Annotated in this window: 19 protein-coding genes; 15 read left to right on the top strand and 4 right to left on the bottom strand. The window is 52.5% G+C overall.

All coding sequences use genetic code 11. From position 1 onward, the window contains the following. The first annotated feature begins 17 nt into the window (after window positions 1-17). The 3 genes from PY990_RS03010 to PY990_RS03000 all read left to right on the top strand — a co-directional run bounded on the left by PY990_RS03010 (window position 18) and on the right by PY990_RS03000 (window position 5,658). The gene (locus PY990_RS03010) at window positions 18-2,363 is read left to right on the top strand and encodes an acyl-CoA dehydrogenase (protein WP_275270340.1); all 2,346 of its coding nucleotides are present in this window, start codon (window positions 18-20) and stop codon (window positions 2,361-2,363) included. Window positions 2,364-2,641: 278 nt separating this feature from the next. Beyond that, on the top strand, window positions 2,642-3,643 hold the full coding sequence (locus PY990_RS03005; protein WP_275270339.1) for a CaiB/BaiF CoA transferase family protein: 1,002 nt from the start codon (window positions 2,642-2,644) through the stop codon (window positions 3,641-3,643). 245 nt (window positions 3,644-3,888) lie between these two features. Beyond that, window positions 3,889-5,658, top strand: coding sequence for an AMP-binding protein (locus PY990_RS03000; protein ID WP_275270338.1), 1,770 nt, complete (start codon window positions 3,889-3,891; stop codon window positions 5,656-5,658). A 90-nt stretch (window positions 5,659-5,748) separates the two neighbouring features. Here the strand turns inward: PY990_RS03000 and PY990_RS02995 are convergent, their stop codons facing one another. Next, on the bottom strand, window positions 5,749-6,417 hold the full coding sequence (locus PY990_RS02995) for an OmpA family protein (protein ID WP_105027341.1): 669 nt from the start codon (window positions 6,415-6,417) through the stop codon (window positions 5,749-5,751). 106 nt (window positions 6,418-6,523) lie between these two features. Between PY990_RS02995 and PY990_RS02990 the strand changes: the two genes are divergently transcribed. Both PY990_RS02990 and PY990_RS02985 read left to right on the top strand, forming a co-directional pair. Next, a complete protein-coding gene (locus PY990_RS02990) occupies window positions 6,524-6,898 on the top strand; it encodes a CidA/LrgA family protein (RefSeq protein ID WP_275270337.1) in 375 nt (124 codons plus the stop codon). Next, a complete protein-coding gene (locus PY990_RS02985) occupies window positions 6,891-7,640 on the top strand; it encodes an LrgB family protein (protein ID WP_275270336.1) in 750 nt (249 codons plus the stop codon). The genes PY990_RS02990 and PY990_RS02985 overlap by 8 nt, the downstream gene beginning before the upstream one ends. Window positions 7,641-7,652: 12 nt before the next feature. Here the strand turns inward: PY990_RS02985 and PY990_RS02980 are convergent, their stop codons facing one another. Genes PY990_RS02980 through PY990_RS02970 form a run of 3 tightly spaced genes read right to left on the bottom strand, consistent with a single transcriptional unit; the run spans window position 7,653 to window position 9,561 of the window. Further along, window positions 7,653-7,817 carry a hypothetical protein gene (locus tag PY990_RS02980; RefSeq protein ID WP_275270335.1) on the bottom strand — a complete coding sequence of 55 codons (165 nt, stop codon included), beginning with the start codon at window positions 7,815-7,817 and terminating at the stop codon, window positions 7,653-7,655. Further along, window positions 7,792-9,078, bottom strand: a complete 1,287-nt coding sequence (locus PY990_RS02975; protein WP_275270334.1) for an MFS transporter — start codon at window positions 9,076-9,078, stop codon at window positions 7,792-7,794. Before PY990_RS02975 ends, PY990_RS02980 begins: the two co-directional genes overlap by 26 nt. A gap of 12 nt (window positions 9,079-9,090) precedes the next feature. Continuing rightward, the gene (locus tag PY990_RS02970; protein ID WP_275270333.1) at window positions 9,091-9,561 is read right to left on the bottom strand and encodes a DsrE family protein; all 471 of its coding nucleotides are present in this window, start codon (window positions 9,559-9,561) and stop codon (window positions 9,091-9,093) included. Window positions 9,562-9,700: 139 nt separating this feature from the next. Between PY990_RS02970 and PY990_RS02965 the strand changes: the two genes are divergently transcribed. The 10 genes from PY990_RS02965 (at window position 9,701) to PY990_RS02920 (ending at window position 25,510) form a co-directional block, all read left to right on the top strand. Continuing rightward, window positions 9,701-11,314, top strand: a complete 1,614-nt coding sequence (locus PY990_RS02965; RefSeq protein ID WP_275270332.1) for a type II secretion system protein GspD — start codon at window positions 9,701-9,703, stop codon at window positions 11,312-11,314. A 4-nt stretch (window positions 11,315-11,318) separates the two neighbouring features. Beyond that, on the top strand, window positions 11,319-12,176 hold the full coding sequence (locus PY990_RS02960; RefSeq protein ID WP_275270331.1) for a hypothetical protein: 858 nt from the start codon (window positions 11,319-11,321) through the stop codon (window positions 12,174-12,176). A 14-nt stretch (window positions 12,177-12,190) separates the two neighbouring features. Then, the gene (locus PY990_RS02955; protein WP_275270330.1) at window positions 12,191-13,891 is read left to right on the top strand and encodes a GspE/PulE family protein; all 1,701 of its coding nucleotides are present in this window, start codon (window positions 12,191-12,193) and stop codon (window positions 13,889-13,891) included. A gap of 2 nt (window positions 13,892-13,893) precedes the next feature. Then, entirely contained in the window at window positions 13,894-15,144 is a 1,251-nt protein-coding gene (locus PY990_RS02950) for a type II secretion system F family protein (protein ID WP_105027335.1), read from the top strand. A 3-nt stretch (window positions 15,145-15,147) separates the two neighbouring features. Continuing rightward, entirely contained in the window at window positions 15,148-16,017 is an 870-nt protein-coding gene (locus PY990_RS02945; RefSeq protein ID WP_275270329.1) for a hypothetical protein, read from the top strand. Beyond that, window positions 16,014-16,499 (top strand): hypothetical protein, encoded by a 486-nt coding sequence (locus PY990_RS02940; RefSeq protein WP_275270328.1) that lies wholly within the window; start codon window positions 16,014-16,016, stop codon window positions 16,497-16,499. Before PY990_RS02945 ends, PY990_RS02940 begins: the two co-directional genes overlap by 4 nt. Continuing rightward, window positions 16,492-17,346, top strand: a complete 855-nt coding sequence (locus PY990_RS02935; RefSeq protein WP_275270327.1) for a peptidylprolyl isomerase — start codon at window positions 16,492-16,494, stop codon at window positions 17,344-17,346. The genes PY990_RS02940 and PY990_RS02935 overlap by 8 nt, the downstream gene beginning before the upstream one ends. 51 nt (window positions 17,347-17,397) lie before the next feature. Beyond that, the gene (locus tag PY990_RS02930) at window positions 17,398-18,081 is read left to right on the top strand and encodes a hypothetical protein (RefSeq protein ID WP_275270326.1); all 684 of its coding nucleotides are present in this window, start codon (window positions 17,398-17,400) and stop codon (window positions 18,079-18,081) included. A 143-nt stretch (window positions 18,082-18,224) separates the two neighbouring features. Next, complete coding sequence (locus PY990_RS02925; protein ID WP_275270325.1) at window positions 18,225-18,761, top strand: hypothetical protein; 537 nt, start codon at window positions 18,225-18,227, stop codon at window positions 18,759-18,761. 8 nt (window positions 18,762-18,769) lie between these two features. After that, window positions 18,770-25,510 carry a tail fiber domain-containing protein gene (locus PY990_RS02920; protein WP_275270324.1) on the top strand — a complete coding sequence of 2,247 codons (6,741 nt, stop codon included), beginning with the start codon at window positions 18,770-18,772 and terminating at the stop codon, window positions 25,508-25,510. Window positions 25,511-25,573 lie beyond the last annotated feature (63 nt).

The following is a 25,573-nucleotide window of genomic DNA, read 5'->3' as shown; positions in this document are numbered from 1 at the left end:
AAACAGGAGCAGTAACCATGGTATTCAAAGCAATCATGAATGGCTTGATCAAAGCCAAAGCCATGCCGCAAATTTCGCCGACCGAGCGCCAGGCGCTTGAAGCAGGCACGGTGTGGATCGACGGGCAAGTGTTTTCCGGCAAGCCCGATTTTGCAAAAATGTTTGCCGAGCCTTACTCGAAATTGAATCAGCGCGAGCGCGATTTCATCGACGGCCCAGTGCAGCAACTGTGCGAAATGTGCGACCCGCATGAAATTGCGACCACACGCATCATTCCGAAAAAAGCAGTCGACTTTTTGGCATCTGCCGGTTTTTATTCCTTCCTGATTCCGCAAAAGTTTGGTGGTCTGGAATTTTCGGCCAACGCCATTTCTACCATCATGTCGGTGATTACAGCGCACAGCCCATTGCTGTCCACTTTGGTGGTCATTCCCAACAGCTTGGGTGCAGCTGAGTTGATCAAGCACTATGGTACTCAAGCACAGAAAGAACATTACCTGCCACGCCTGGCCAGTGGTGAATACCTGCCCTGTTTCGGATTGACCGAGCCAACAGCCGGTTCCGACGCAGCGTCCATTCTGGCGCGCGGTGTGGTGTTTAAAAACGCAGAAGGGAAGGTTCAAATCAAGCTGAACTTCCGCAAGCGCTACATCACTTTGGCACCGGTGGCCAACCTGATTTCGCTGGCATTCAAACTACACGACCCCGAGAATTTGCTGGGCAAGGGTGTAGAGCCCGGCATCACTGTGGCACTGGTGCACCGTGGCACACCTGGCCTGGAAATGGGCAAACATCACCAGCCGATTGGCGATGCGTTCTACAACGGCCCGATTATTGGTCGCGATGTGGTAATTGACGCCGATGAAATCATTGGTGGCAAAGAGTGCGCAGGCCAGGGTTGGCGCATGTTGATGGAACAGCTGGCCGGTGGTCGTGCGGTTTCATTGCCGGCTGGTGCGGTTGGCGGCATCCGCGCAGCAGCGGCTGCCTCTGGTGCATACGCCCGTGTTCGCCAGCAGTTCGGCATGCCCATTGCCGAGATGGAAGGTATTCAGGAAAAGCTGGCCGAGATTGCAGCCATGGCTTACCTCAGCGAAGCTGCGCGTGTGTATGCGCTGAGCGCACTGGACAACGGCGAACAGCCCCCAGTGGTATCGGCTGTATGGAAAGCCTACCTCACCGAACTTTCACGTGAGCAAGCTAAAAACGCCATGGACGTGATGGCCGGCGCTGGTGTGATGCAAGGCCCCAACAACGTGATTGGCCGTGGCTATTGTTCAGCCCCAGTCGCCATTACAGTTGAAGGCGCGAACATCATGACGCGTTCGCTGATTACTTTTGGTCAAGGTGCGGTGCGTTGCCACCCCTATGCATTCAAAATTGCAAATGCATTGGAAGCCAACGACCTGCCTACATTCAGCAGTGCATTGAAGGGCTGGATCGGTCACATGGTGGTTAACACAGGTCGCTTGGTTGGCCTCACTTTGACCCGTGGTTACCTGGCCAGTACACCCAAAGTAGATGGAGTAACGCCTTATTTGCGCAAGCTGGCTTGGGCATCGTCGCGCTATTCATTCCTCACCGACATGGCGCTGATTACTGTGGGCGGCAAGCTGAAAGCACGCCAGCAACTGACAGGCCATTTCGCGGATGCCTTGGGTTGGCAACTGTTGGCAATTTCGACCATTCGCCGCTATGTGGCCGAAGGTGAGATCAAGGAGGACCTGCCATTGGTGCAGTACGCCTGTGAATACGCATTGGCGAAAGTGCAAAAGGCATTTGAGTCCATCTATTCCAACTTCGGTAACAACGCCGTTGGTTTCCTGTTGCGCACCGTGGGTTACTTCAGCTTGCGCATCAATCCGATTGTGGGTTCGGGTCTGGATCGTTTGGTGCCCACTGTGGCCAAAACAATCACCAAGAGTGGCGCACAGTTGGGCCGCATCACTGGCGACTTGTACATGCCCAAGTTCAACCTGGCGGATTTGGACAGCGATGAAGTGTTGGCCCAAACCACAGGTGTGAAGCGCTTGATGGCAGCCTTCCAGGCTGTGCAGGAAGCTGAAGTGGTGCAAATGAAAGTGATTCAGGCGCGCCGCTCGAAGCTGGTGGACAAGGGCTCTGTTCAGGAAATGGCAGAAGCCGCATTGGCCAAAGGCATCATTACCGCAGCCGACAAAAAGCTGTTGGACCGTGCCAATCGCATCAGCCTGGAAGCCATTATGGTGGACGAGTTTACTCCGCAGGAATTCTTCGGTGACAACTCTGTAACCTACGCACCCGGTTTTGAATGTGCCAATGTGCCAAATGTCAGCCATGGCGCGGCAGTGCAGGGTGAGCGCTTGAGGGTTGTGAACTCTTAAGGCGAATGCAAATGTGAGCGGTGCCCTGGCTTGGCTCGGGGCACCATTCGCTTTGACCGACTTTGCAAGGTTTCCCGGCGGATTCGCAGCGAGGGGCGATTGCTGTAAGCAATCGATGCGAAGACGCCGTGGCGTTTCGCATGCCCCAAGCCAGAAGCATCAAGCCGGATCGAGAAACCTTGCTTAGGGCGAAGCGAATGGTGCCTCAAGCCGAGTTGCACCGTTCCTCTTCAAATTCAACATCGTTATCCCACAATTAATCACCGAGGCCGTCACACATGTCACCCATTCAAGACCCCACCTTGCTCGAAGGCATTACTGTGCTCGATTTGTCGCGCAATTTGCCCGGACCAGCCACGTCGCTGATCCTGCAGCAAATGGGTGCCAAGGTCATCAAGATGGAGCCGCCCCATGGGGATGATGCCAAAAGCATGCCCATGTTGTATGCCGCGTTGAACAGTAGCAAACAGATTGTGACTGCCGACTTTCGCACGCCCGAGGGCATTCAGGCTTTGAAGGATCATGCTGCCAAGGCCGATGTGCTGATTGATGGATTCCGTCCCGGCGTCATGGCGGACATGGGCTGTGACTACGACACTTTGAAAGCGCTGAACCCGAAGCTGGTGATGTGTTGCATCACCGGTTATGGCCAGAAAGGTACATTGGCTGAAAAGGCTGGTCACGACATCAACTACATGGCCTTAAGTGGCGTGCTCGATGGTTTGCAAACAGCCGACGGCGATATCCCGGTGCCTGCTGTTCAGTTTGGTGATTTGTTTGGTGGCACGTCTGCGGCCGTGCAGGGCATCCTGGCAGCTTTGCTGAAAGCGCAGCGTACAGGGCAGGGCACGTTTGTGGATGTGTCCATGACCCACAACCTCTGGAAGCAAAACATCATGCCCGAGAGCATGGAACAAATGTGGATCATGCTCAGTGGCAAGCCTGCCCGTCATCAAGACGACTTACTCAGCGGTGGCTTGGCTTGTTACAACGTTTACAAAACTGCGGACCAGCGTCATTTGGCGGTGGGCTCGCTCGAGCACAAGTTCTGGAAAGTGGCCTGCGAGGCCATGGGCAAGCCAGAGTGGGTGAATATTCACTGGAGCCGAGGTGCCATGCCAGGCACCCCGCCCGCAGTTCAAATGCTGGCTGACATGAAGGCGCTGATTGCTTCTCAACCCCTTGCCCATTGGGAGCAGGTGTTTGGCAATGCGGATGCCTGCATCACTCCAGTCCTGACCCGTGCCGAGATCAAGCAGAGGAATTTGCTGCATATTTGATGTTTTTTCGGATGGGAAAATTGCGCCGGTAAATCGAGTACTGCGTCTAAAATCCTGAAATCTTTGGGCTAACTTACGCGATTCTTACCAAAATTGCAGGAAGAATGGTATTGTTGAATTTGCCGGAAGTCTTATACAACACTTATAAAAACCGAGCCTACGCAGGCTCAGCCGGGGAGACATAAAAAGCCACCCAAAGTGGCACCTCCTTGGCCGCATCCGCTCGGTTTACAGGAGATCAGTACATGTCAGCACGTCCCGACGAGGCCGCCCCTAAGGTATCGCCCGATCAATTCAATGGTTTTGTCAGCAAAGAAGCGCAAGAGCTTTTCGAGTCCCGTTACTGGACCAAAAGCTACCCTCCTGGCGTATCAGGCGACATGCCACCTCTGCGTTACACCAGCATGCTGGAATTGGTTGCTGAGTGTTTGAAAAAGTACGCTGACCGTCCAGCCTTCGTTTCAGCGGGTACAGAGTTCTCCTACAAACAGGTCGATGACATGTCCGATCAGTTTGCCGGCTACTTGAAGTCCATTGGTGTCAAAGCTGGTGATGTTGTGGCTATCATGCTGCCCAATTGCGTGCAGTTCCCCGTGTGCTTTGTGGGTGCCATGAAGCTGGGTTGTACGCTGACCAACGTCAACCCCCTGTACACCGTGCGTGAATTGAACCATCAGTTGAAAGACTCTGGCGCAACCACCATCGTGGTGTTCGAGAACTTTGCCAACACCTTGCAGCAATCGCTCGAGGGTACCAAGGTCAAGAATATTGTTATCACGCAGCTGGGCGATTTGCTGGGTGGCTTGAAGGGCCTGATCGTGAACTTTGTGATGCGCAAGGTCAAGAAAATGGTACCTGCTTACAACCTGCCACAAGCGGTTCCCATCAAGAAAGCACTGGCTGCTGGCAAGGGTGTTTCTTTTCCAAAACCCAGCCCGAAGCTGGACGATGTGGCGTTGCTGCAATACACCGGTGGCACCACTGGCGTGTCCAAAGGCGCAATGCTGACCCAACGCAACCTAATGAGCAATATGGAACAGGGCCTGGCCTGGATGAGCGAAGCCATTGGCAAAGACCCGATTTGCGTGGTCACCATGCTTCCGCTTTATCATATCTACGCACTGGCCGTGAACTGCATGTTGTTCATGACTTTCGGTGCACGCAATATTCTGATTGCCAACCCGCGTGACGTGGGCACCGTGATGAAGGTGCTGCGCAAGGAAAAATTCCATGTAATCACTGCGGTGAATACGCTGTTCAATGCTTTCCTGAACAACGAAGAATTCTGCAATCGCGATTTCTCGGATATGAAGTTTGCAATGAGCGGCGGCATGGCACTGCAACAGCCCATCGCTGAGCGTTGGTACAAAGTGACTGGTTGTGCAATTTCTGAAGGCTTCGGCATGACAGAAACTTCGCCGGTGGTGACTGTGCCCCCCTTGCATGGTGTTGAGCGCCCCGCATTCCGCGGCAATGTCGGTTTGCCTATTCCTGGCACCGAGGTGCGTTTGAAGCGCGACGATGGTCTGTGGGCTGGTTTGAATGAACCTGGTGAAATTTGTGTGCGTGGTCCACAAGTGATGTTGGGTTACTTGAACCGCCCTGAAGAAACCGCCAAAACAATCGACAAAGACGGTTGGCTGGCGACAGGTGACATTGGCACCATGGACGAGCAAGGCTTTGTGAAGATTGTGGACCGCAAGAAAGACATGATTATCGTAAGCGGCTTCAACGTGTTCCCGAACGAAATTGAAGACGTGGTTGCCCAGCATCCTGGTGTTCTGGAATGTGGCGTGGTGGGTGTACCCGACCCAGTCACCGGAGAGAAAGTGAAGTTGGTGGTGGTGAAGAAAGACGCCAGTGTGACCAAAGAAGATTTGATCGCGCATTGCCGCCAAAACCTGACTGGCTACAAAATCCCGTCATTCGTAGAGTTCCGGGACGATTTGCCTAAAACGCCTGTGGGCAAAATTTTGCGCCGCGAACTTCGCGACAAGCCGAAAGAAACTGCATAATCCGTTTTACTTGTTTCGCTCGACAAAAAAGCCACCTTTGCGGGTGGCTTTTTTTATTATCGCAGCACGCCAAAGGCAGCTGAATCGGATTCAGTTGCGCACGTACATTTCAACGCGACGGTTCTGTGTACGTCCTGCTTCAGTGTCGTTGGTGGCTACCGGGAAGCGTTCGCCCAAGCCCGCAGCAGTCAAGCGACCTCCATCGATACCCTTGCCGGTCAAAAAGCTGGTCACCGATTGTGCGCGGCGCACTGACAGGTCCTGGTTGTACTCGTCGCTGCCGGTGCTGTCGGTGTAGCCAATCACGCACACAATGGTGTTGGGGTTGTCGCGCAGTGTGGCTGCAATTTGGTCCAATGTACCGGCAAATTGCGATTTGATTGCTGTTTTGTTGGTGTCAAACAAGGCGGCACCAGGAATGTCCAGCATCACAGAACCATCGCGTTGCTCACGCACGGCAATCTGGCTGCCCACCAGGTAGCCGAACAGGCCACCCAAGGCCGCACCGCGTACGGTGTCTTTGCCGTCAATGCTGTTGCCCACAATGGCACCACCAATTGCACCCACTGCGGTACCAATTGCAGTTTTAGTGTTGTCTACTTTGCGCTCAGGGGCAACCGGGCAACCGGCTACGGCCACGGGCGACCCGGGGGCAGGCTGTTGTGGGGCTTGTGGTTGCTGAAATATGCCGCCGCCGTTGCTGGCACAGCCTGCTGCAAACAAAGTAAGGGCGATTGCTGAAAGTTTGAATTTGTTCATGGTGTATTCCTTGGGTTTTGTTCTGAATCAATTGCTGTCCACTTCATTCTAACGCCTCACGCTTTTTCAGGTTGACTATAAAAATTTCATGGCGCTACACTGCCACATGCTTAAATCATTGACGATACTTCTTGCTTTTCAGGCTTTGGGCGAGTTGCTCAGCTTTGCCCTGTTCCCATCTATTCCCGGTCCCGTACTGGGTTTGATCGTATTGTTGGTGTTCTTCTTCATCAAGGGCGGTGTGCCCGCTGATATTCAATCGACTGCCAATGTGTTCACCGCAAACCTGGGTTTGCTGTTTGTGCCAGCTGCGGTGGGTGTGGTGGTGTTTTGGCCGGTGCTGGCCGAATTTGGTTTGGTGATTTTGATTACTTTGCTGGTCAGTGTGGTGGTGACTTTGGTGGGCACTGCCTGGTTGCTCGACAAGCTGGCTGCCCGCTTCATGCCGGGTGAAGTGAGCGAGGGTAGCAAAAATGAATGAGTCTGCCCGCCGCGTGCTGGAGCTTCCTGAAATTTGGGTTTACCTCAGCGGTAATCCGCTCAGCGCTTTGTTTCTCACCTTGCTGGCATACCAAATTGGCCTGTGGTGTTACAAAAAAAGTGGACAACATCCGTTCACCAACCCGGTCATGATTGCCGTGTTGTTGTTGGCTGCATTCTTGCAAATTACGGGCTTAAATTATCAGCAGTATTTTGAAGGTGCCCAGTTTGTTCACTTTTTATTGGGCACGGCCACCGTGGCTTTGGCTGTGCCTATTTACCAGGGCCTCACCGCAGTTAAAGGACAGACCATTCGTACCTTGGCTTTGTTGACTGTGGCCTTGTTGGTGGGTGGCACTTTGTCGATTGGTAGTGCGTTGGGTACGGCTTATATGCTGGGTGCGAATTTAGATATTGTTCAAAGCCTCTGGGCGAAATCGGTGACCGCACCAATCGCCATGGGTGTGAGCGAACGCATTGGCGCCTCGCCCACGCTCACGGCTTTGTTTGCAATCGTGACAGGTATTCTGGGGGCGGCTGTAGGTACTTGGCTGTTTAATTCAATGGGCATGAAGCGTTGGTGGGTGCGCGGTTTTACCATGGGGCTTGCCGCGCATGGCATTGGCACGGCACGAGCATTTTCAGTACACCCCGAGGCTGGGCGCTACGCCAGTCTGGGTATGGGTTTACACGGCATTTTTGGTGCGCTTTTAATACCGTGGGTGTTTGGTTTTTTCAGCTAAAAGCCTGGGTATTCAAAAGCACGCTGCCCATGCGGCCACATACACTGCCCGCATGTCGGGGCTTGCATAGCCCAACATCACCAGCAAGGCAAACGCCACCAACACCACCTTGGCCCAGCGTGGCATCAGTGGTGTGTTGGCATCTGTATTTTCAGGCGGCTTGGGCTGCGGGCTCATTGGGGGTTGCGCTTTGTTCCTGGATAGGCCAGTTTACCGCAGCGGCAATTGCACTTAAAGCCACACATATCCACCACACCAGTGTGTAGCTGCCAGTGGCATCAAACAAAAGGCCGCCCAGCCAGCCGCCTACAAAGGCACCAATTTGGTGGAACATGAACACCAACCCCCCAAGCATGGACAGGTTTTTGACACCAAACATGGCTGATACGGTACCTGTGGTTAAAGGCACGGTGGATAACCACAACACGCCCATGCCCGCTGCAAACAAGTACACACTCCATGTGCTTAAGGGAGTCAGGATAAAAGCCACAATCAGCACTCCGCGCAAGCCATAAATGCCAGTCAGCAGCATGGGTTTTCTGAACTTGCCACCCCACAAGCCGGCCAGGTAGCTTCCCAATATATTAAACAGGCCAATCAAGGCCAAGGCTGTACTGCCCGCACTGGCAGGTATGCCGCTGTCTTGAAGATAGCTGGGCAGGTGCACGCTGATGAACAGAATTTGAAAGCCGCACACAAAATAACCCACGCTCAGCATGAGAAAGGCGCGATGCCTTATGGCTTGCCCCAGCGAGGCCCACATGCCCAGCTCTTTGTCTGCAGGTGCTTCCCGATGGCTGGCTGCGGTGTTCGGGCACTCGGCACTGCAAGGTGCATCATCCGTTTTCAGGGGCTTGGCTTTGGGTTCAATCAATTGCCAGGCCAACACAAGAATAATCACCGCAAAACACGCCAGAATGGTGAGTGCCGAAGACCAACCCACCTGGTTGATCAAAAATAAACCACCGGGCAAAAACGCGAACTGCCCCAGTGAGCCCAAAGCCATGGAAATGCCCATGGCCATGCTGCGTTTTTCAGGAGGCATGGCACGGCTGACCGCGCCAAACACCACAGGGAAGGTGGTTCCGCTTAAACCTAGGCCAATCAAAACACCGGCGCTCAAGGTCAGCATGCCGGGGCTCTCGGCCATGGCCATCAAAAACAAACCCAGTGTGTACAGTGCACCACCCAGAATCATGGTGACGGCTGACCCCAGTCGATCGGCCATTCTGCCCACAAAGGGTTGCGCAACCCCCCACACCAGGTTTTGCATGGCAATTGAAAAGGCAAACACCTCACGCCCCCACTCATTGCTCAAACTCATGGGCTGTAAAAAAAGCCCGAATGAGTGGCGTATGCCCAATGAGATGGTCATGATGAATGCCCCGCACCACAACACGGTGAGAGGTGATACGGCCTTGTGAGAGTTCAATTGCATGGCAAGCGGGTATTAAGGTTTGATGTAGGCAAAACCCTGTTGGGTTTGCAGGTCGGCCACACGAACCACGCCTGATGGCGTGAATGTCGCATCGAGCACAAACTGGTCTCTCTTTAAATTGCGGTTTTTCAAGGTAATTTCGCAAATCTCGAACACCACGCCGCGGGCGGTCAGTGCGCTCACCAGTGGGGCGTATTGTGTGCCCGTTTCAGCATGCTTGGCACCTTCCATTAAAAAGTCCACGCCATTGGCATGGGTCACCACAATGATGGTGGTTCTCGGTGAAACATCCAGGTGATTGCGAATATTGCGCAGCGCCTTCAGCGGTTGTTCGGCACCGTCAATGTGATACACCACCTTCGAGGTAATGTCTTGTGTGTTCATTCGTTTCACGGGGGCAGATTCCTGCGCGTACACCGTGCTAGTCATCAACAAGCCTGCTGCACAAGCCACCAAGGTGTTTTTGATCGTAAGCCAATTCATGAATTGCTCCTTCAATGTCGGTTAACCCCGCCTTATCCCGCGAAAAGGTGGGGTCGGCGAGGTGACTCCTTAGAGGGATGTCTAACCCATCCTGCATCGGGATACTCAACAGTACCGATTAAAAAGGATGAGCGACAGTATGAAACCCAACACCGCATTAAACACCGCTTTGACGGTAAGCAAAATTGGTGTTTACGCGGCTGTCGCATTCAGCGCAGTGGCTTGTTCATCTTTAAGGCCATTCGGGCAGGAAGATGAGTTTCGGGCCAAACTGAAAGCACCGGAAATAACCGGAGCCAGTCAGGCAGCACCCCAGGTGACCTTGCCGATTGAGCGTTTGCCCTCCGATACTTTCTGGGTTCGGCCACAAATTTCCGAAGGCGAGTTGCCAAACCGCATGGTCGAGAACCTGTCGGTGACAGAACGCGGCTTGTTCGATGTGCTGCAGCTGATTTTCGCCAGCACCAACATGCCACTGAGTTTTGAGGGTGGGGCGGATGCAGCGTCCCGTTATGGGGTGGTTACGCTGAACAATCTCAGTGGCACTTTGCCGCAGGTGATGAACAAGTTGGGCGAGATCATGGGGTTTTTCTGGACAGTGACTGAGTCGGGCGTGTTGAGGATCATGCCTGAGCAACAGTTTGTCGTCACGATGCCGCCTGTGCTGAACGAGGACAGCATGGCTGGCATTACCAACACCATGCAGTACTTGGGCGCACGCGATGTTTACCTGGACCGCATTAACCGATCACTGGTGTTTCGCGCCAACCGCCGGGCCTTGAATGACATTCAAAATTATCTGGAGCGTGCACGGGCGACGCGTTCGCTGATCGTGTACGACATGAATGTTTTGCAAGTTGATCTGAATGACTCCAACAATATGGGGGTGCGTTGGGAGTTGTACAAAACTGGCAATGGCATCAATACCGCGCCAGATTCTTCCATTGCGGGCGCTTCGAGCACAGCTGATCGAATTACGCAGTTGACACGCACTGCCACTGGCATTGAAACCCTGATTTTTGGTGAAAATTTTTCGACCAATTTCCTGATTGATTTTTTAAAGTCGCAAGGCGATGTCAAAACATTGAGCCAACCAAAAATTGGTTTGATGAATGGCACCAACGGCAATATTCGCGTGGGCCAGTCCACCACATTTGTGTCGCGTGTGGGTTCGCAAATTGTGAACGGAGTGGCGCAATCGACCGCCGATACGCAGAATCTGCGCACCGGTCTTGAAGTGTCGCTAACAGGCGAGGCACATGATTCCACCATTTACACCCGCATCAATATTTCAATCACCGAGCTCTTGGCGCTGAAGCGTTTCACTGCCTTGGGCGTGGATTTGAACTTGCCTGAGGTCGCTGACCGCGAACTGAAAACCCAAGTGCGTTGTCGCCCCGGCGACACTATTTTGCTGGGTGGTATTACTGTTTCGCGCGCCCAAGATGATTTTCAAAGTGGGCTGGGCACACGCAGCCGCACCGAGAGCACCAAGCAAACCGAACTGGTGGTGACCATTCGCCCGCGTTTGTTGTTGTTCGGTGAAGTGGCCAAGCTGGAACAACCCGCAGCGCAGTTGCCCGTGTTGGAAATGCCAGCTCCGATCAAACGCCGAATTGAACCCAAGGCACCCAGCGCAGTTGAACCCGTGGCAGCGGCCGTGGGTGGTCCCTTGCGTTTGTCGACAAGCCTGGGTTTTGTGCCCTCGCAAGTTCAAATGATCTCGAAACTGACCCCGTTTCAGGAGCAGTGAATTCATGCATGCCTTTCAAAAACACCTTGTTACTTATTGCCTGGCCGGTACCTGCGCTGCATGGTCGGGTGGAGTGTTGTCGCAGCAAACCATTGCGAATCCCTTGATTCGCCCTGCCATGTTGCAGGGTGCACCAGCGGCAAGTGGGCCAGATTCTGTTGGAGCCACGCAGCGCCCGGCAGAACCAGCAGCCACCAGCGATGCTGCCGAGTTGCGCCGGCAGGCCGAGCGACGAATTACTCAAGAAGATTTGAACATTCGCCAACAAGCCTTGAATTCCCCGGTGTTGCCGGTGCCGCTGATTAACCTGTTCAGCAATATGCAGGTGACCGCCTATTTTCAGGGTGCCATTGTGATGCGACGGGTCGAGAACGATTTCACGCCCCAGCAAGTCATTCAGCCTGCTGTCACTCAACAGGCTGGCAATGGCCGTGGCGAACCTCCCCCTGCTGTGGTGATTCCTCGCCCGGTGTCGCGTTCGTCGGGTGCACTTCGTTTGCGAGTGGGCAAAACAGAAAATGTCAGCGGCTACCCTTTGCGGGCCGCGGTCAACGGGCAAGACATCACAGTGGATTGGTTAAGTGAAAACGGGACCTGGGTCAATGTGTTTTATGGCGCGCTTGAGTCGAGCGCAGGTGGGCTGCCGCAAGTGCCCAGCGACTCACAGTTGCTGAAAGTGGAAACCGATCAGTTTGATCATTTGGTGCCCGTGCTGCGAACACAAACATTTTCGCCTTCAGGCACTTTGGGGGGGCAGCAAGGCGGCAACTTTGGCTCCGGGTTTGGTGGTGGCAATGGTGGTTTTGGTGGCAATCTGGGCGGCAACAATCAACCTGGTTTTGGCACTGGCTTTCCCAACTGAAGGAAACAATCCGAATGAAATCACTTGAAGCAGATTTGGTACAAGCCGGGCTGGATGACCATCAGCTCAATTTGCTTCGCCAACAACACACACACTTGCGTGGAGAGGGTCGGTCTGCCGAGTTGGGCAGCCTCGCCTTGCGCTCACGATTTCTGAATCTGGATGACTTGGTTGACCCCGGTTCCCAGGAAGACTCCAATGTCATTGGCGATCATTTCACTTTGCAAACCATTTTGCCGCTGGAGTTTTGTCGTCGATTTGTGTGTGTGCCCACCGAGTTCTCAAAGGGGGTGCTCACCCTGCGTTGTGCGCAGCCGTTGAAAGCGGCACAGCAGGATCGAATTCGCCAAATTCTGCGTGCCCCTGTTTCTGCACTGAAGTTCTTGCCATCCAGCCGCCAAGAGGTGTGTGACTTGCTGCTGCGCATCGAACAATCCGGGTCGGTCAATGGTTTGATCACAGTACTTCGACATGAAGGGCTGGAGGCCGGGCGATTGCGCAGCCTGGTGTACGCCGTGTTGAAAGAGGCCTTGTCGCTTCGCGCGAGCGACATCCACCTGAGCCGCAAAGGTGATCCCGATGCCTGGATTGCGTACCGGGTGGATTCGGTGATGCGGCAAACCCATTTGCTGCCCGAGTTGTTGATGCAATCGCTGGTGGCCCGTATCAAGATTGAAGCGGGCATGGATGCATCCAATAGCCGCACAGCCCAGGATGGTCGCCTGACTGTTGAGCACGAAGGCCGCGTGGTGGATTTTCGAATTTCCACGCAACCCTTGGTGGATGGCGAATCGGTGGTGCTCCGTGCATTGGACGCCTCGCTGTTGCCTAGCCTGGGTGCCCTGTTTCCCGGTCAACCGAAAATGACCGAGTTGATCAAAAGTATCACCAACCAAACCGGTAAAACCGGGGGGCTGGTGTTTATTTCTGGCGCAACGGGCTCAGGCAAAAGTACCACGCAATACACAGTGGCGTGTGGCTTTCGGCGAGACGCCATGAATGTGATCACCGTGGAAGATCCAGTCGAATACATTTTGCCTTTTGCCAAGCAAATTCAATTGCAGGCCTTGGTCAAGCAAAAGGCCATTGAGCTTGAGCGCTCGATACTTCGCCAAGACCCGGACATTCTTATTTTTGGTGAGGTGCGTGATGCAGACTCAGCCCGCGCTGCCTTGGCTTTTGCAGAAAGTGGTCACTTGGTTATTTCCACCATTCACGCCAACAGCGTGTTGCAGGTCAGTGAACGTTTCTTGTCCATGATCGACCCCGCCCACCGCTCCGATTCTGAATTTTTGCTCGCGCATTTTTTGCGTGTGGTTATCCATCAGCGTTTGGTACGTCGCCTGTGTTCTTGTGCCAAACCCGTACAAGGTGAAATGCTTGAACACTTTCAGTCACAGGCGTTTCGGCTCACCGGTGGTTTAATTCAACCACGCGCTGGTTTGCGTCACAAGGTGGGCTGTACTCGCTGCGCTGGTTTGGGTTATTCAGGCCGGGTTGCTGCGCATGAAACCATGCATGTGCCAGCCGAGGAAACCATGCGGGGCCGTTTCGTGAAGGCTTTCAAAAGCCACAACCTGGAGCTTCCCGTTGATTTATGCGAAGAGAACGGCGTTGACTACACCAGCCGACTTCAAACCCTGCAAACCCTTTTGGACCAAGGCATGGTCGACTGGCCCAGCGTTCTTCAGATACTTGGTGTGGCGGGGGACTGAGCATGTCAATTTCAAATTTCCGTGTAGATTACCTTGCTCCGCAAATGCTGGATGCAACCGCTCGGCCTGACGATCGCTTGAGCGGTTATTTTCGCCACCAGTTGGTGATTACCGCATCCAGAAAGCGTGAGGCAATTCAGCAAGTCATTGACCGTGGCGGTGTGGTGCTGGATGTGATCGAACTACAAGCCAAAGGTAGGTTGTCTCGCCTGTTTGGCTCGAAGGTAAGTCGAAGTTACAAACAAAAATTTCTGCAGGCGCTTGCATTCAATGTGCGCTCGGGTTTGTCGCCCGAGAAGTCGCTGGAGCAGGTAATACTGGGTGAGTTGGGCGAGCCGCGTTTGATTTTGAACCAGGCCTTGAATGCATTGCGCCAGGGTTTTGGTTTTGTGGCGGCAGTGGAGCTGTTGAACTGGTTTGATGATTCCACACTCGCAGTGTTAAGCGCAGGCGAGGCGGCTGGCCAGTTGAGTGAGGCCCTTGAAACAGCAGTGAGTTTTTATGAGAAGGGCTCAGCAACACTGAAGCTGATGTTTGGTGCCGTCACCTGGACTGCACTGGATTTGATCATGGCGGTGTCTACGGTGATTGGTATGCGTTTTGGTTTGATTGAGCAATTGAAAGCAACACCATTGATGAGCGAAGACCCCGCCAAGGTTGCGCAATACAACAGCTCTCTTGCCTTGGCTGAATGGGTGAACAATGGTTTGCTGGTTTTCTCATTTGTCTTCTTTTTGATCCTGATTTATTTCACCATGCTGGTGTTGTCGCCTGATCAAAAAACCCGCACGCAAGCCTTCGGAATTCTGGAAAAAGTACCTGTGATTGGTGAGCTGCTGATTTGCTCGGGCATTGCCGCAACAACCCGGGTGTTGGGCTCCTTGTTAACGGGTGGCGTGGCTTTTTTGAATGCGGTGCAAATTGCGCGAAAAGGCACCATTACACCCACGGTATCCCTGTTCTGGCAAACCATCACCGATCGCAGTGAAATTGGAGAGCAGCCTGCTGTGGCTTTCAATCACCCCTTGCTGGACAGCAGCGAACGCTTGCTGATTCGCGCGCACAAAGACCAGGCACAACTGGCCGAATGCCTGGCCTCGATTTCACAAACCCGGGATGACAAAGCCAACAGCGCCGCGCGCAAATTTGCAGTCATCGCATTTGTAGCCTCTCTTGCGTACTCGGGTATTGCGGTGTTGTTCAGCCTGGCCGTGGTGTATTTGCAAAATGAAGTCGTGTTGTCGGGAGCCTAAGCCGTGGAAGCAATCAATCTAAAAAGCATTTACTCCAACCTGATTGCAGGGCGTTTGCCTGTGGGTACAGGCAGTGCACAGAAAGTGGTCATGAACCAGGCCTACGCTATATTGGGCACCAACCGTCTGCATGCGTACCTTGCTGAACGTGCGGGCCACGTGTACTACTTCGCCATTGAAAGTGCGTGGCTTAGTTCAGCGCCAGGTTTTAATTTGCCTTTTGTAGACGTGTTGCCCGATGGCCCCCTGCATGTGGGCGATGCAATTTACTTGATGCACGGTGCTGACTACTCGGTTGCGTTGATTATCGAAGGCGGCAGCGTACGCTTGTTGTGCAACGACCAGGATGTACTGAAAGATTATCTGATCGGACTTGATCTGCAAATTGTCGAAATTGAACACAAAGGTGGCAAGCCGCTCACCAGCATTCCCCAGGCCATTCAAGGTATTACTGAACGTTTCAGTTCCTTGATGATGAAAGGATCAATTGGTGTGTTGATTTCAGCATCCATGGTGTTTTTGGGGGCGCAGGCAGCAAGTGCATACACCAACAGCCAGGCTGCAAGCGGGCTGAACGCCCAAGCTGTTGAAAACGATTTGAACGCCACCTTGATCAAGCTCAGCGTGCAGCAACCCCTTGCACGCCAAATTTCCAGAATACAAAAAGTATCTGCAACCGTGGTGCGATCGGGAGGTTGGATCGAGAAATACAGCATGAAGGGGGAGGACGATGAGTCTTTTGAATTGATCCTGCCCAGTTGGGTGAGTCAAGACTACCTGGATTCCTTGGGGCGCGATGTGGTCACCGATCTAAGGGATATGGAAGGGCTTCTTAGTGTACGTAAACAAGGCAAGAAGGAGTCAGTCAAGTGAAACTGGATTTAAAAAACAACAGTACTTTGTGGATAACCGAGGCCAGTCGCCTAATGGGATTGGCACCTGTATTCGCGATGATGTGTGCTGTGGTTATGGTGATTCTTGCCGCCTTTTCAGTCAACGACTTCTTGCGCACCAACGAGATTGAACGGAAAAGTCAGGAGCTACCTGAATTCACCTTGAAACGTGTGGCAGTGGGGAAGGTAGTTTACGAAGATTATGCTCGTGTGTTGGCCAGGTTGAGTCCTGACGTTCGGGTGGTTGCCAATCGCGACAGTATCAAGATTGATATTGCTGACCCTTCCAAATATGCCGAGTTTATGTACGTATTGAACAGTATTCAGGGAATTTCGAAAGATGTGGTGTGGCATGCCGAGGAAATTTGTCTGGCGGGTTGCGCAGGGCAGGCCTCGTTGGCAATTGTCAAAGGGATGACCGAGAAAGTGGAAGTTAAATTGAGGGGGCAGGGCGATGAATGAATCGGACAACAAAGTGGGCATGCCATTTGCCAAACAAAAATTAACCCTTGGGGTAGCAGCTTTGGGCCTGGTGGGTTTGGTGTCCTGGGCGGGTTGGACGGCTTTTCAGGGCCCTTCCAATCCAAGTGTTTCGCCTGTGGCCAGCGCATTTGCGGCAGGTGATTCTTCAGGGCAATCAGACCGCCAAGTGGCCAGCATCAATGGCATGAAAATTACCGAAATGGAATTGGGCGGCATGCTGCAATCGGGTGTGGACCGGGCCATTGTCATTGACCGCTACATTAACAAGGTGGTGGCTGCGGAGCGTGGTCGTGAGATGTATGTGGAAGAGGCCAAAGCGGCCCTTCGTGCGGCAGAGCGAGAGGTACTTTCTACCTTATACACCACCAAACGAATGGAAGAATTACGCAAAGCCGTGAGCGATGATGATGTGAAAGCTTACTACGATGCCAACGTGCTAGACCAAAATTTTCAGCAGTGGAAAGTCAGTTACTACCTGAGCAACGACCAAAACGATGTGCAACAAACCCTGGACAAATTAAAGAAGGGGGACAAGGACGCGCTTGATCAGCTAAAGCCACTGGTGGAGCAGGGTGACGGTTATGCCGTGGCTCAGGCAATGCCCTACAACCTGGGGCGCGTGGTGTCGAAAATGAAAAAGGGTGAATTCAGTGAGGTGCTGCGTTTGCGCAACGGCTTTTTGGTGCTGAAGATTGAAGACAGCAAACAACTGAAAAAACCCACTTTGGAAGAATTGAAGCAAGACATTGTTCAAGCCCTTGCTTTAGAGAAATTCAACGCTGAACTTGAGCAAGCCCGCAGGCAAGCCAAGGTTGAGTTGGGTTAACTAAGTGAAATCAAAAAGGCTTGAGCAACACAGGTAATTAAGGAGAACGTCATGAAGTCTATTTCCAATCCCGCAGCCTTTTTGCGAAAGCAAAACCAGGCGGGTTTTATCCAGGCGGCCTTGCTGTTCGGCATTGCCTTGATGACAGCAGTGCTGGGTGGTTTTGCACTGGCCAACCGAAGCCCAACTTCACAAACCGATGTGGAGCAGGCGAAAGTCAATGCGTCTGTAATTTTGAAGCAGGCCAGTGATTTGCGCGACGGTGTGGCCAGGTACTCGAGTGATTTTGGCTCGTCGGCTGTTCAATCGACACTTGATTTTTCGAACACCGCCAACCAGGGGCTGTTCGATCCCACCGCTCGATATGCTTCCCCACAAATCATGCCCACCACAGCTTTTGCCAATGGTGAGGACACGACAATCAAGTCTCCTACGGCCAATTCAGCGGGTCACTGGTACATCAACAAAGTGACAGTGGGAAACGCCTTGGCAACCGGTGCAGCCGACCCCATGGTAATACTGCCAGGGCTCAGGCAAGACGTTTGCGGTCGTGTGAATACCCTGCTTTACGGTGCATCAACCATTCCAGCTGCGGGCACTGCCTTGTCGGTATGGACTACCGGTACAACCGATGGCGGTATTTCTTCGGTAACTGGCGTAGCGGGTTGGCCTGAGGGTTGTATAGCCACCAGCGACACCAAGTATGTTTACTTCAAGGTGATTCAGGAAAATTAAATCGCTGCAACTTCACCAAGCCCGCAACAGCGGGCTTTTTTTTCGTCATGTTTCACCAAAGCAAGGGATGTGGGCTTGTATGTATTCACCCGTTAACCCGGTATGCACCGAAATCCGTGCAAGAAACCGAGGTTAAAAAAATCGTGAACAGGAAATTCTTTCAGCAACAAAGCGGATTCATCGCTTCCTACATTTTGTACGGCATTGGTTTGCTGGCCATTGTGGGTGCTGCCTATGCACGTTTGAGCACCAATACCCAACAGGGGCAATCGGTTCAAGACACAGTCAATGAGGTTGCCGTGCAACTTGAAGTCATCAAAGGAAAAATCATGTTGTGCGCAGCAGTGTATCCCGATGGGGATCATGGTCAGTTCAACACGCGCCACGCCTATCCAGCTCCAGCTACGGCAGGCCATGCCGCAGTTATTTCAGCTGTGGCCTGCCCCACGCCGAATGGGCCTTTGTCTCTCGCCTTAATGCCAGACGGAATTCCATTGCCAGTCAGCCCACCCGATTTTGAGGAGTGGGTGTATGAACACACCGAGGCTGGCGGCATAAGGCTTCGATTAATACCGCGACTAAGCGGTGGCGCAGCAGCGACCCGAGAACGTTTGCTTCGTCAGTACGACGGTTCAATCATCGCCAATGGCGATGAAATTGTGTTTGCGGTTTTGAACTAGAGGTTTAGATGAAAAAGAACAAGCCCAAAGTTAGCCATGTCAGTTTTAAACCGAAACCAATTGTTTTGGCCGTAAAGCATGCCTTGCCTTACTTGGTGGCACTTGGTTTGGGTGCTGCTGCTATTTCGCCTGCAGTGGGCCGTTCAGGCGATTCTGCGGCCGCTTTTACTGCTACGCAGCTCATTCGCCAGTTCACCCTGAAAAACACCGTGGCTCAAGTAAGCCAAGGCATGCAAGGTTATGTGGCCGAGTTCAATGGTGTATTAAGGGCCAGTGAAATGGGTGGCGTGGTGAGTGGTTACCCGGTGGACATGGGCTCGGTTCCCTCATCGGTGAATCTGCCTCAGCGAGATGGTGCTGGCAGGCCTTTGGGTTACTGTGCGTGGGATAACAGCGCATCCACATCCAACAGCAGTTTTCTAGCTGGGCAGGGTGTGGCAAATCCGTTGGTGTATGCCGTGGTGTCGCCTGGGTTAAATGGCGGCATGGAAACAAGTTGCGCTTACATTCTCGCCAACCGCAGTGGCTTGGGCGACGATTATGTGCAGGTGACTGCACCTTCGCAAACATCGTCCAAACAGTTCAAAAGTGCTGTGGGTACCTATGCTGAATTAACCGCGATGCCAGGTGAGGAAGGTGACATCCGCTTGGTACTGGAAACCAACAAACTTTATAGCTATGTGGGTGGTGGCTGGCAGCCTGTAGATGCCAGCAAATTCAATGATGATTCCGCAGTCAACGGTGCAGGTGCCATTGCCTACACTACGGGTAAAGTCACGGTGGCTGATTTTCAAGCTGCAAGTGCAACCATCACGGGCGCATTGTCTGGAAGCGCTGCCACATTCACCAGCAGCGTTACAGCCAACAGTTTTGTTGGCAATGGCGCAGCTTTAACCGACCTGAATGCAAGCAATGTGAACAGTGGTCTGTTGGGTGCTGCATTTGGTGGTACCGGCGTTGATTCAAGTGCCGCTGCGCAGGGCAGTTTGCTGATTGGTACCGGCGCAGGTTTCGCCTTGGGCGGAATCAGCGCGGGCGACGGAATTGGTGTTCTCAACGGTGCTGGCAGTATCACCATTTCCAACACAGGTGTACTCAGTATTGCAGGCACCAACAACCAAGTGATTGCAAGTGCCATGAACGGCGACGTAGTGCTGAGTTTGCCGCAAGACATTGCCAACACCAGCACGCCCACATTCGGCGGCATGATATTGAACGGGGATTTGATGGGCACTGCCGCGACCTTCAGCGGTAACCTTACAGTAGCGGGTGCATCAACATTCAATGCTGGCTTGAACATAACAACCCCCTTAAACACGAATGCGTGGACTGCCAATTCAGAGGGCAACATCGTGGGGCTTCGCACCAAGTCATCCCTGGGTGGCTTTAACGGACTTACCCGCGAAGGCGACTCGATTTTGTATTTTAGCAAAGGCACAATTGATACAGGCGCCTTGGTAATTGCCCCGTGGGCCGGCAGCTCAAATGGCATGAGGCTGGACCCAACCGGGGTACAAATCAACGGCTTGCAACTGCCGGGTGCCAGTGTTTCCCGGATATCTGAGGTTGTGAGTTTGACTGTAGATGGCCTGCCGGGTCAAAAAGACGGCTTTCAAATAATCTCGAGAGAATTTGGGAATCCGGATTTCATCCTGTTTGAAAAGCATGATTACAACAGGGCTGTGCCCGATGGAGGAATTGCGTTTTCGAACAATGGCACATCGGGCCGCAACTACAGCTTGGTCATTGATGGTGATGGCAATGTGGGCATAGGATTGGGTAAGAATTCCACCACCGGCGAACCTATTTTGCCTGGCGCCATGCTTGATGTAAATGGTACTGCCAATTTCAGTGGCAGCGCCATTTTCAACGATATCTTGCAGGTGAGCACTGACCAAGAACTGAGGTTTGGTACCAAGAATCAAAATACCGATGCTGTTTTCATCTCTCGCACCAACCCGGCAACCGACCAAAGTATCTTGCGAATTGCAATTGGCGACAATCCTGGTGATTTTGGCTCCGATTTAGCTGATGAGTTTCAAATTGGCAGAAGTGTTTTGGATCGCAGCACATATACACCGCTGTTTCGAATTGCAGGCAGTGGCAATGTCATTTCCACGGGCACCATAACTGCCAATGCCTTTGCTGGCGATGGCAGTACCTTGACCAACTTGAACGCGAACAACTTCACCACTGGCATATTGCCGGTTGCCCGTGGCGGTACGGGTGTGGATGGTTCAGCCGCCATCAATGGCCAGTTGCTGATTGGCAACGGCACAGGCTACACCCTAGGCAATATTACTGGCACAGCCAACCAAATCAATGTGGTTAACGGCGCGGGCAGCATTACATTAAGTCTGCCGCAAGACATAGCGACCACCAGCACACCCACATTTGCTGGTGCGTTTTTCACCGGTAATGTTGACGTAGTATCAATTAGCCAGGCGGGCACACCCGCCACATTGGCTTTTCAATACTCAAGTGACACAGGTGCTGCTTTCTATGCAGAACCCAACCTAGGGCTTGGTGCAGGTGCGTTGGCTGGTCGAAAAAATGCTGGCAACGTTGCGGTTGGAGACGGTGTGCTTGGGCAAATGGCAACCACTGGTTACGGAACTGAATCGGGCACCTGGAACACGGGTGTGGGTTATCAAGCGTTGTACAGCAACGACTACGGCGATGAAAACACTGCGCTTGGTTATAAAAGCATGTACAGCAATACAACTGGTTATTACAACACTGCCTCGGGCGCATGGTCCTTATTCTCAAATACCACCGGTGTTAACAATACGGCCAGTGGCTACTACAGCTTGCAGGCCAACACCACAGGCTATGACAACGTGGCGGTTGGTGCATACGCGTTGAGAAGAAATACCACGGGCTATTACAACTCCGCACTGGGTAGTAATGCGCTTTACTCAAATACCACTGGTTACTACAACACCGCAATGGGCGGCTATTCAATGTACTTGAATACCACCGGATCAAATAACACAGCAGTAGGTAATTACGCTCTATTTCGAAACTCAACTGGGGGCGGTAACACCACATTGGGTGCTTTTGCTGGAGCCTACATGGACGCGAGCAGTTTGGTCACTGCAATTGGTGACAATGCTGCTGTGGACGCCGATGGTTCTGAAAGTGTTGCCATAGGTGCGTACGCTTTGAACCGGTTTTTGGGGCTTTACCATGTGTCGGTGGGTAACAACTCTTTGGGTAGCCTTACCACTGGTAACTCAAATACGGCTTTGGGTCACTATGCAATGCCCTCGTTGAGCAGTGGCGATACCAACATTGCAATTGGTCATCGCTCTGGCAACACCATCACAACTGGAAATCGAAATATCTTGATTGGTGATTTGGCAGCGAACGGTACTTTGACCAGCAACAGCAATATTGCGTTGGGCCATGGCGCAACAATAGGCGATGCACTCTCCTATGCTGTCACCATTGGTAATGATTCTTCAGTAACCACCTCCAACACGGTTGTTCTGGGCCGCACCATCGATAACATCGTGATGGGTGCAACTAGCGACGATGGCAGCGGCAATAAACTTCAGGTGACTGGTGGGCTGCGTGCATCGGGCAATGTATTTCTGAACACGAGTACTGCTACAAACTACACGCAGCTACGTGATTTGCGTGTGATGTCCTCCGCGGATGATGCAGGCTGGGATCACCTTCGAATTCGTGCTGGTGCTCGTTCAACTTCTGTGGATGTTGGTGGTGCGGAGGATGGCCTCATTTTCCGTGTCGGCCAAGGCAGTTCAGGTGGTATAGGTGACCAAACATATAACACAGTGCTCACGCTGAAACCGGATCAGTCTGCGGTGTTTGCCGGTCGTGTCGATGTTCAAAGTTTGTATGTTAACGGTCAACAAGTTGCGCCAGTGAATAAGGCAAATATTGATGCTGCACTTACATTTGCAAGCACTGTAGGTGCAGCTTACCCCCAAAGCAGTCTGGCTTTGGGTATTAACGCGTTGGACGCAGACCCGCGCGCGGGCAACGTCGCAATCGGCGAGGGAGTACTTACCAGTTTGTCGCCAAGTGCAGTGAATACCGACGGTATATTCAACACAGGCGTGGGTTTCAACGCGCTCACCTTGAACAGCACAGGTTCAAACAATACCGCGGTAGGAACTTACACTTTAAACCGGAACACCTCTGGTTACAGCAACACCGCAATCGGTGTGTATGCGATGGTCAACACCACAACCGGCTTTGACAACGTGGGTGTCGGTGTCAATGCACTTAACTTGAACAGCGCAGGAAGTCGTAACAATGCGGTGGGTGTTAACGCCTTGTATAGCAACAGTACTGGTACAAAAAACAATGCGCTGGGTACTAATACTTTGTTCTTGAATACCACGGGTTATCAAAATGTGGCTATTGGCGACAATGCCTTGTATACCAACTCCGCGGGTTATCAAAACGTAGCAGTTGGCCCTGATGCCTTGTACAACAACACCACGGGTTATCAAAATATTGCGATGGGCTACAACTCGCAAAGGAATACAAGCACCGGATACCGCAACACGTCCGTTGGCGCGAACGCGCTGCTGAACAATACAGACGGATTTGAGAATAGCGCCTTCGGTGTTAACGCTTTGCTGGCCAACACCAGCGGTGATTACAACAGCGCTTTTGGTATGAATAGCCTGTTGAGTAATACGCTGGGGGAGCGAAATGTTGCAGTGGGTTTTAACACCTTACTCAGTAACACCACTGGTTCCAATAACGTGGCAGTGGGTGCAAATGCACTGCTTAAAAACACCACAGGCAGTGAGAATACTGCAGTGGGTGACAACGCACTTTTTGAGAACACTACAGGTCATTCCAATGCTGCGGTTGGTCGCGGTGCCTTGAACAACAACACCACGGGCTATTACAACATCGCAGTGGGTCGCAATGCCTTACTGACCAATAGCACCGGTTACAACAACAGTGCCTTGGGTTATAACAGCCTAATATTCAACACCACCGGTTACAACAACGCAGCGCTGGGTCGCAACACTTTGCAGAACAACACCACGGGCTTGAACAATACCGCCTTGGGTACTTACTCCATGTTTGGCAGTACCACTGGTTTTGACAACACTGCGGTGGGCTTGAATTCCTTGTACTCCAACACCACGGGCAATTCCAATGTGTCTTTGGGTATGAATGCCCTGTTCGGCAATGCAACGGGCAGTTACAACATGGGATTGGGGCGGTCAAGTGATGTGTTGCTGAACAACCTGAACTATGCCTCCGCAATCGGCGCATTTGCTAGGGTCACTACATCGAATACGCTGGTGTTGGGCGCTTTGGGCGCAGGCAAAGACGGTGTTGTCTCTTCCGTGAATGATCAGGTGGTCATTGGAACAACATCGCGCAACGACACTATTTCCGATACCATTTTTCATGTCGCCGGTGTTTCCAATTTTTCGTCCACGCTGTACGCAACGGGTGGGGCTCAAATTTCCACCAACCATTCGTTACACTTTGGACCAGACTCGGAGTCCACCGATAGATTGTCTATTTATCGTTTTAATCCAGCTTTTGATCAATCCATTCTGCGAATATCGATCGGGGATAACATCAAAACCTTTGGTGAGGCAACCGGAGATGAGCTGCAGGTGGGGCGACTCAACCCGGATAATTCTTTCAATCCTGTATTCCGCGTAGCAGGCAATGGCGATGTCATCGCAAGTGGTTACATGCAAGCCACAGCCTTCAACGTCAGTTCCGATCGCAGGCTCAAAACCAATATTCGGGCGCAAGATTCCGGTTCTGTTTTAAGCAGGCTTGAACAACTGCAAACTTACAGTTATGAATATCTCGCCAATCCCAACCTGGGGCGGCGCATTGGTGTCATTGCGCAAGAAATTCAGGGCCTGTTTCCTGAGGCAGTGGCAACCCGCGCCGATGGCATGATGTCGGTGGACTACAGCGCTTTGGGTGCCATGGCAGCCATGGGTGTTGGGCAGTTAAGCAAGCAGGTGAAAGTACTCGACAAAACTGTGGCAGATCAAGGCCAGCGAATCACAGTGCTGGATGACCGGATCAATCAACATGACACTCGCATTACATCGCTTGAAAGCTGGAGAACCGACACCAGCAAACGCATGGATGGTATGCAGACTGCAATTGATTTGAACATTCAGAAAATTGCCGAGAATACTGTGGCCATTCAAACCAATTCAGCGGCAATTGAGCGGCTGGATGACGCCTTGTTTAATCTTGATGGGCAGGTAAAAAACAATTCAGATTTGATTAACAACATCAATGCACGCTGGGCGCGAAATTTCAGCGAGTCTGAAGATGGTTCGGTGCTGGCCGTGAATGCGGTGGAATTGAAAGTGAGCAACTTTACTGCACAGCAACTACGGGCTAATTCAGTGTATTCCCAGCGGCTTGAAGCGGAAATGGCGCGAATTACAGATCTCGAAGTGAATAACTTAAAGGCCAATTCAGCTGTAGCTAATACGGTGCGGGCCGAACAAGTGAATACCGGGTCGGCTCAGGTTTATGCCGGCGTGGGCTTGCCTGCCGTGCTGTTTGCTGCCAAATCAGATGGTCACTACACGGTGAGCACCAGCGCGTTGGATGGCAGCTATGCCACGGCAACAGTGATTGTGAATGCCGGGCAAGCCAAAGTGGTGTCGGTGGCCAGTGAGGGCATAGAACTGTATGCCGAAGGCAATCAGGTGAAGGTGATCGCTGCTGGCAAATCGATCAAAGCCAGCTGGATCAAAATGGGGTAACCGTGAAGGGTGAAGGCGAAACCTTCAGGCTCGAATAATCTGGTGCTGTTCCTATCATTCTTC

It is taken from the genome of Limnobacter olei, assembly GCF_029087225.1.
Taxonomy (GTDB): Bacteria; Pseudomonadota; Gammaproteobacteria; order Burkholderiales; family Burkholderiaceae_B; genus Limnobacter; species Limnobacter olei.
The sequence above is the reverse complement of the archived record's forward strand: the minus strand, read 5'-3'. Positions and strand labels throughout refer to the sequence as shown.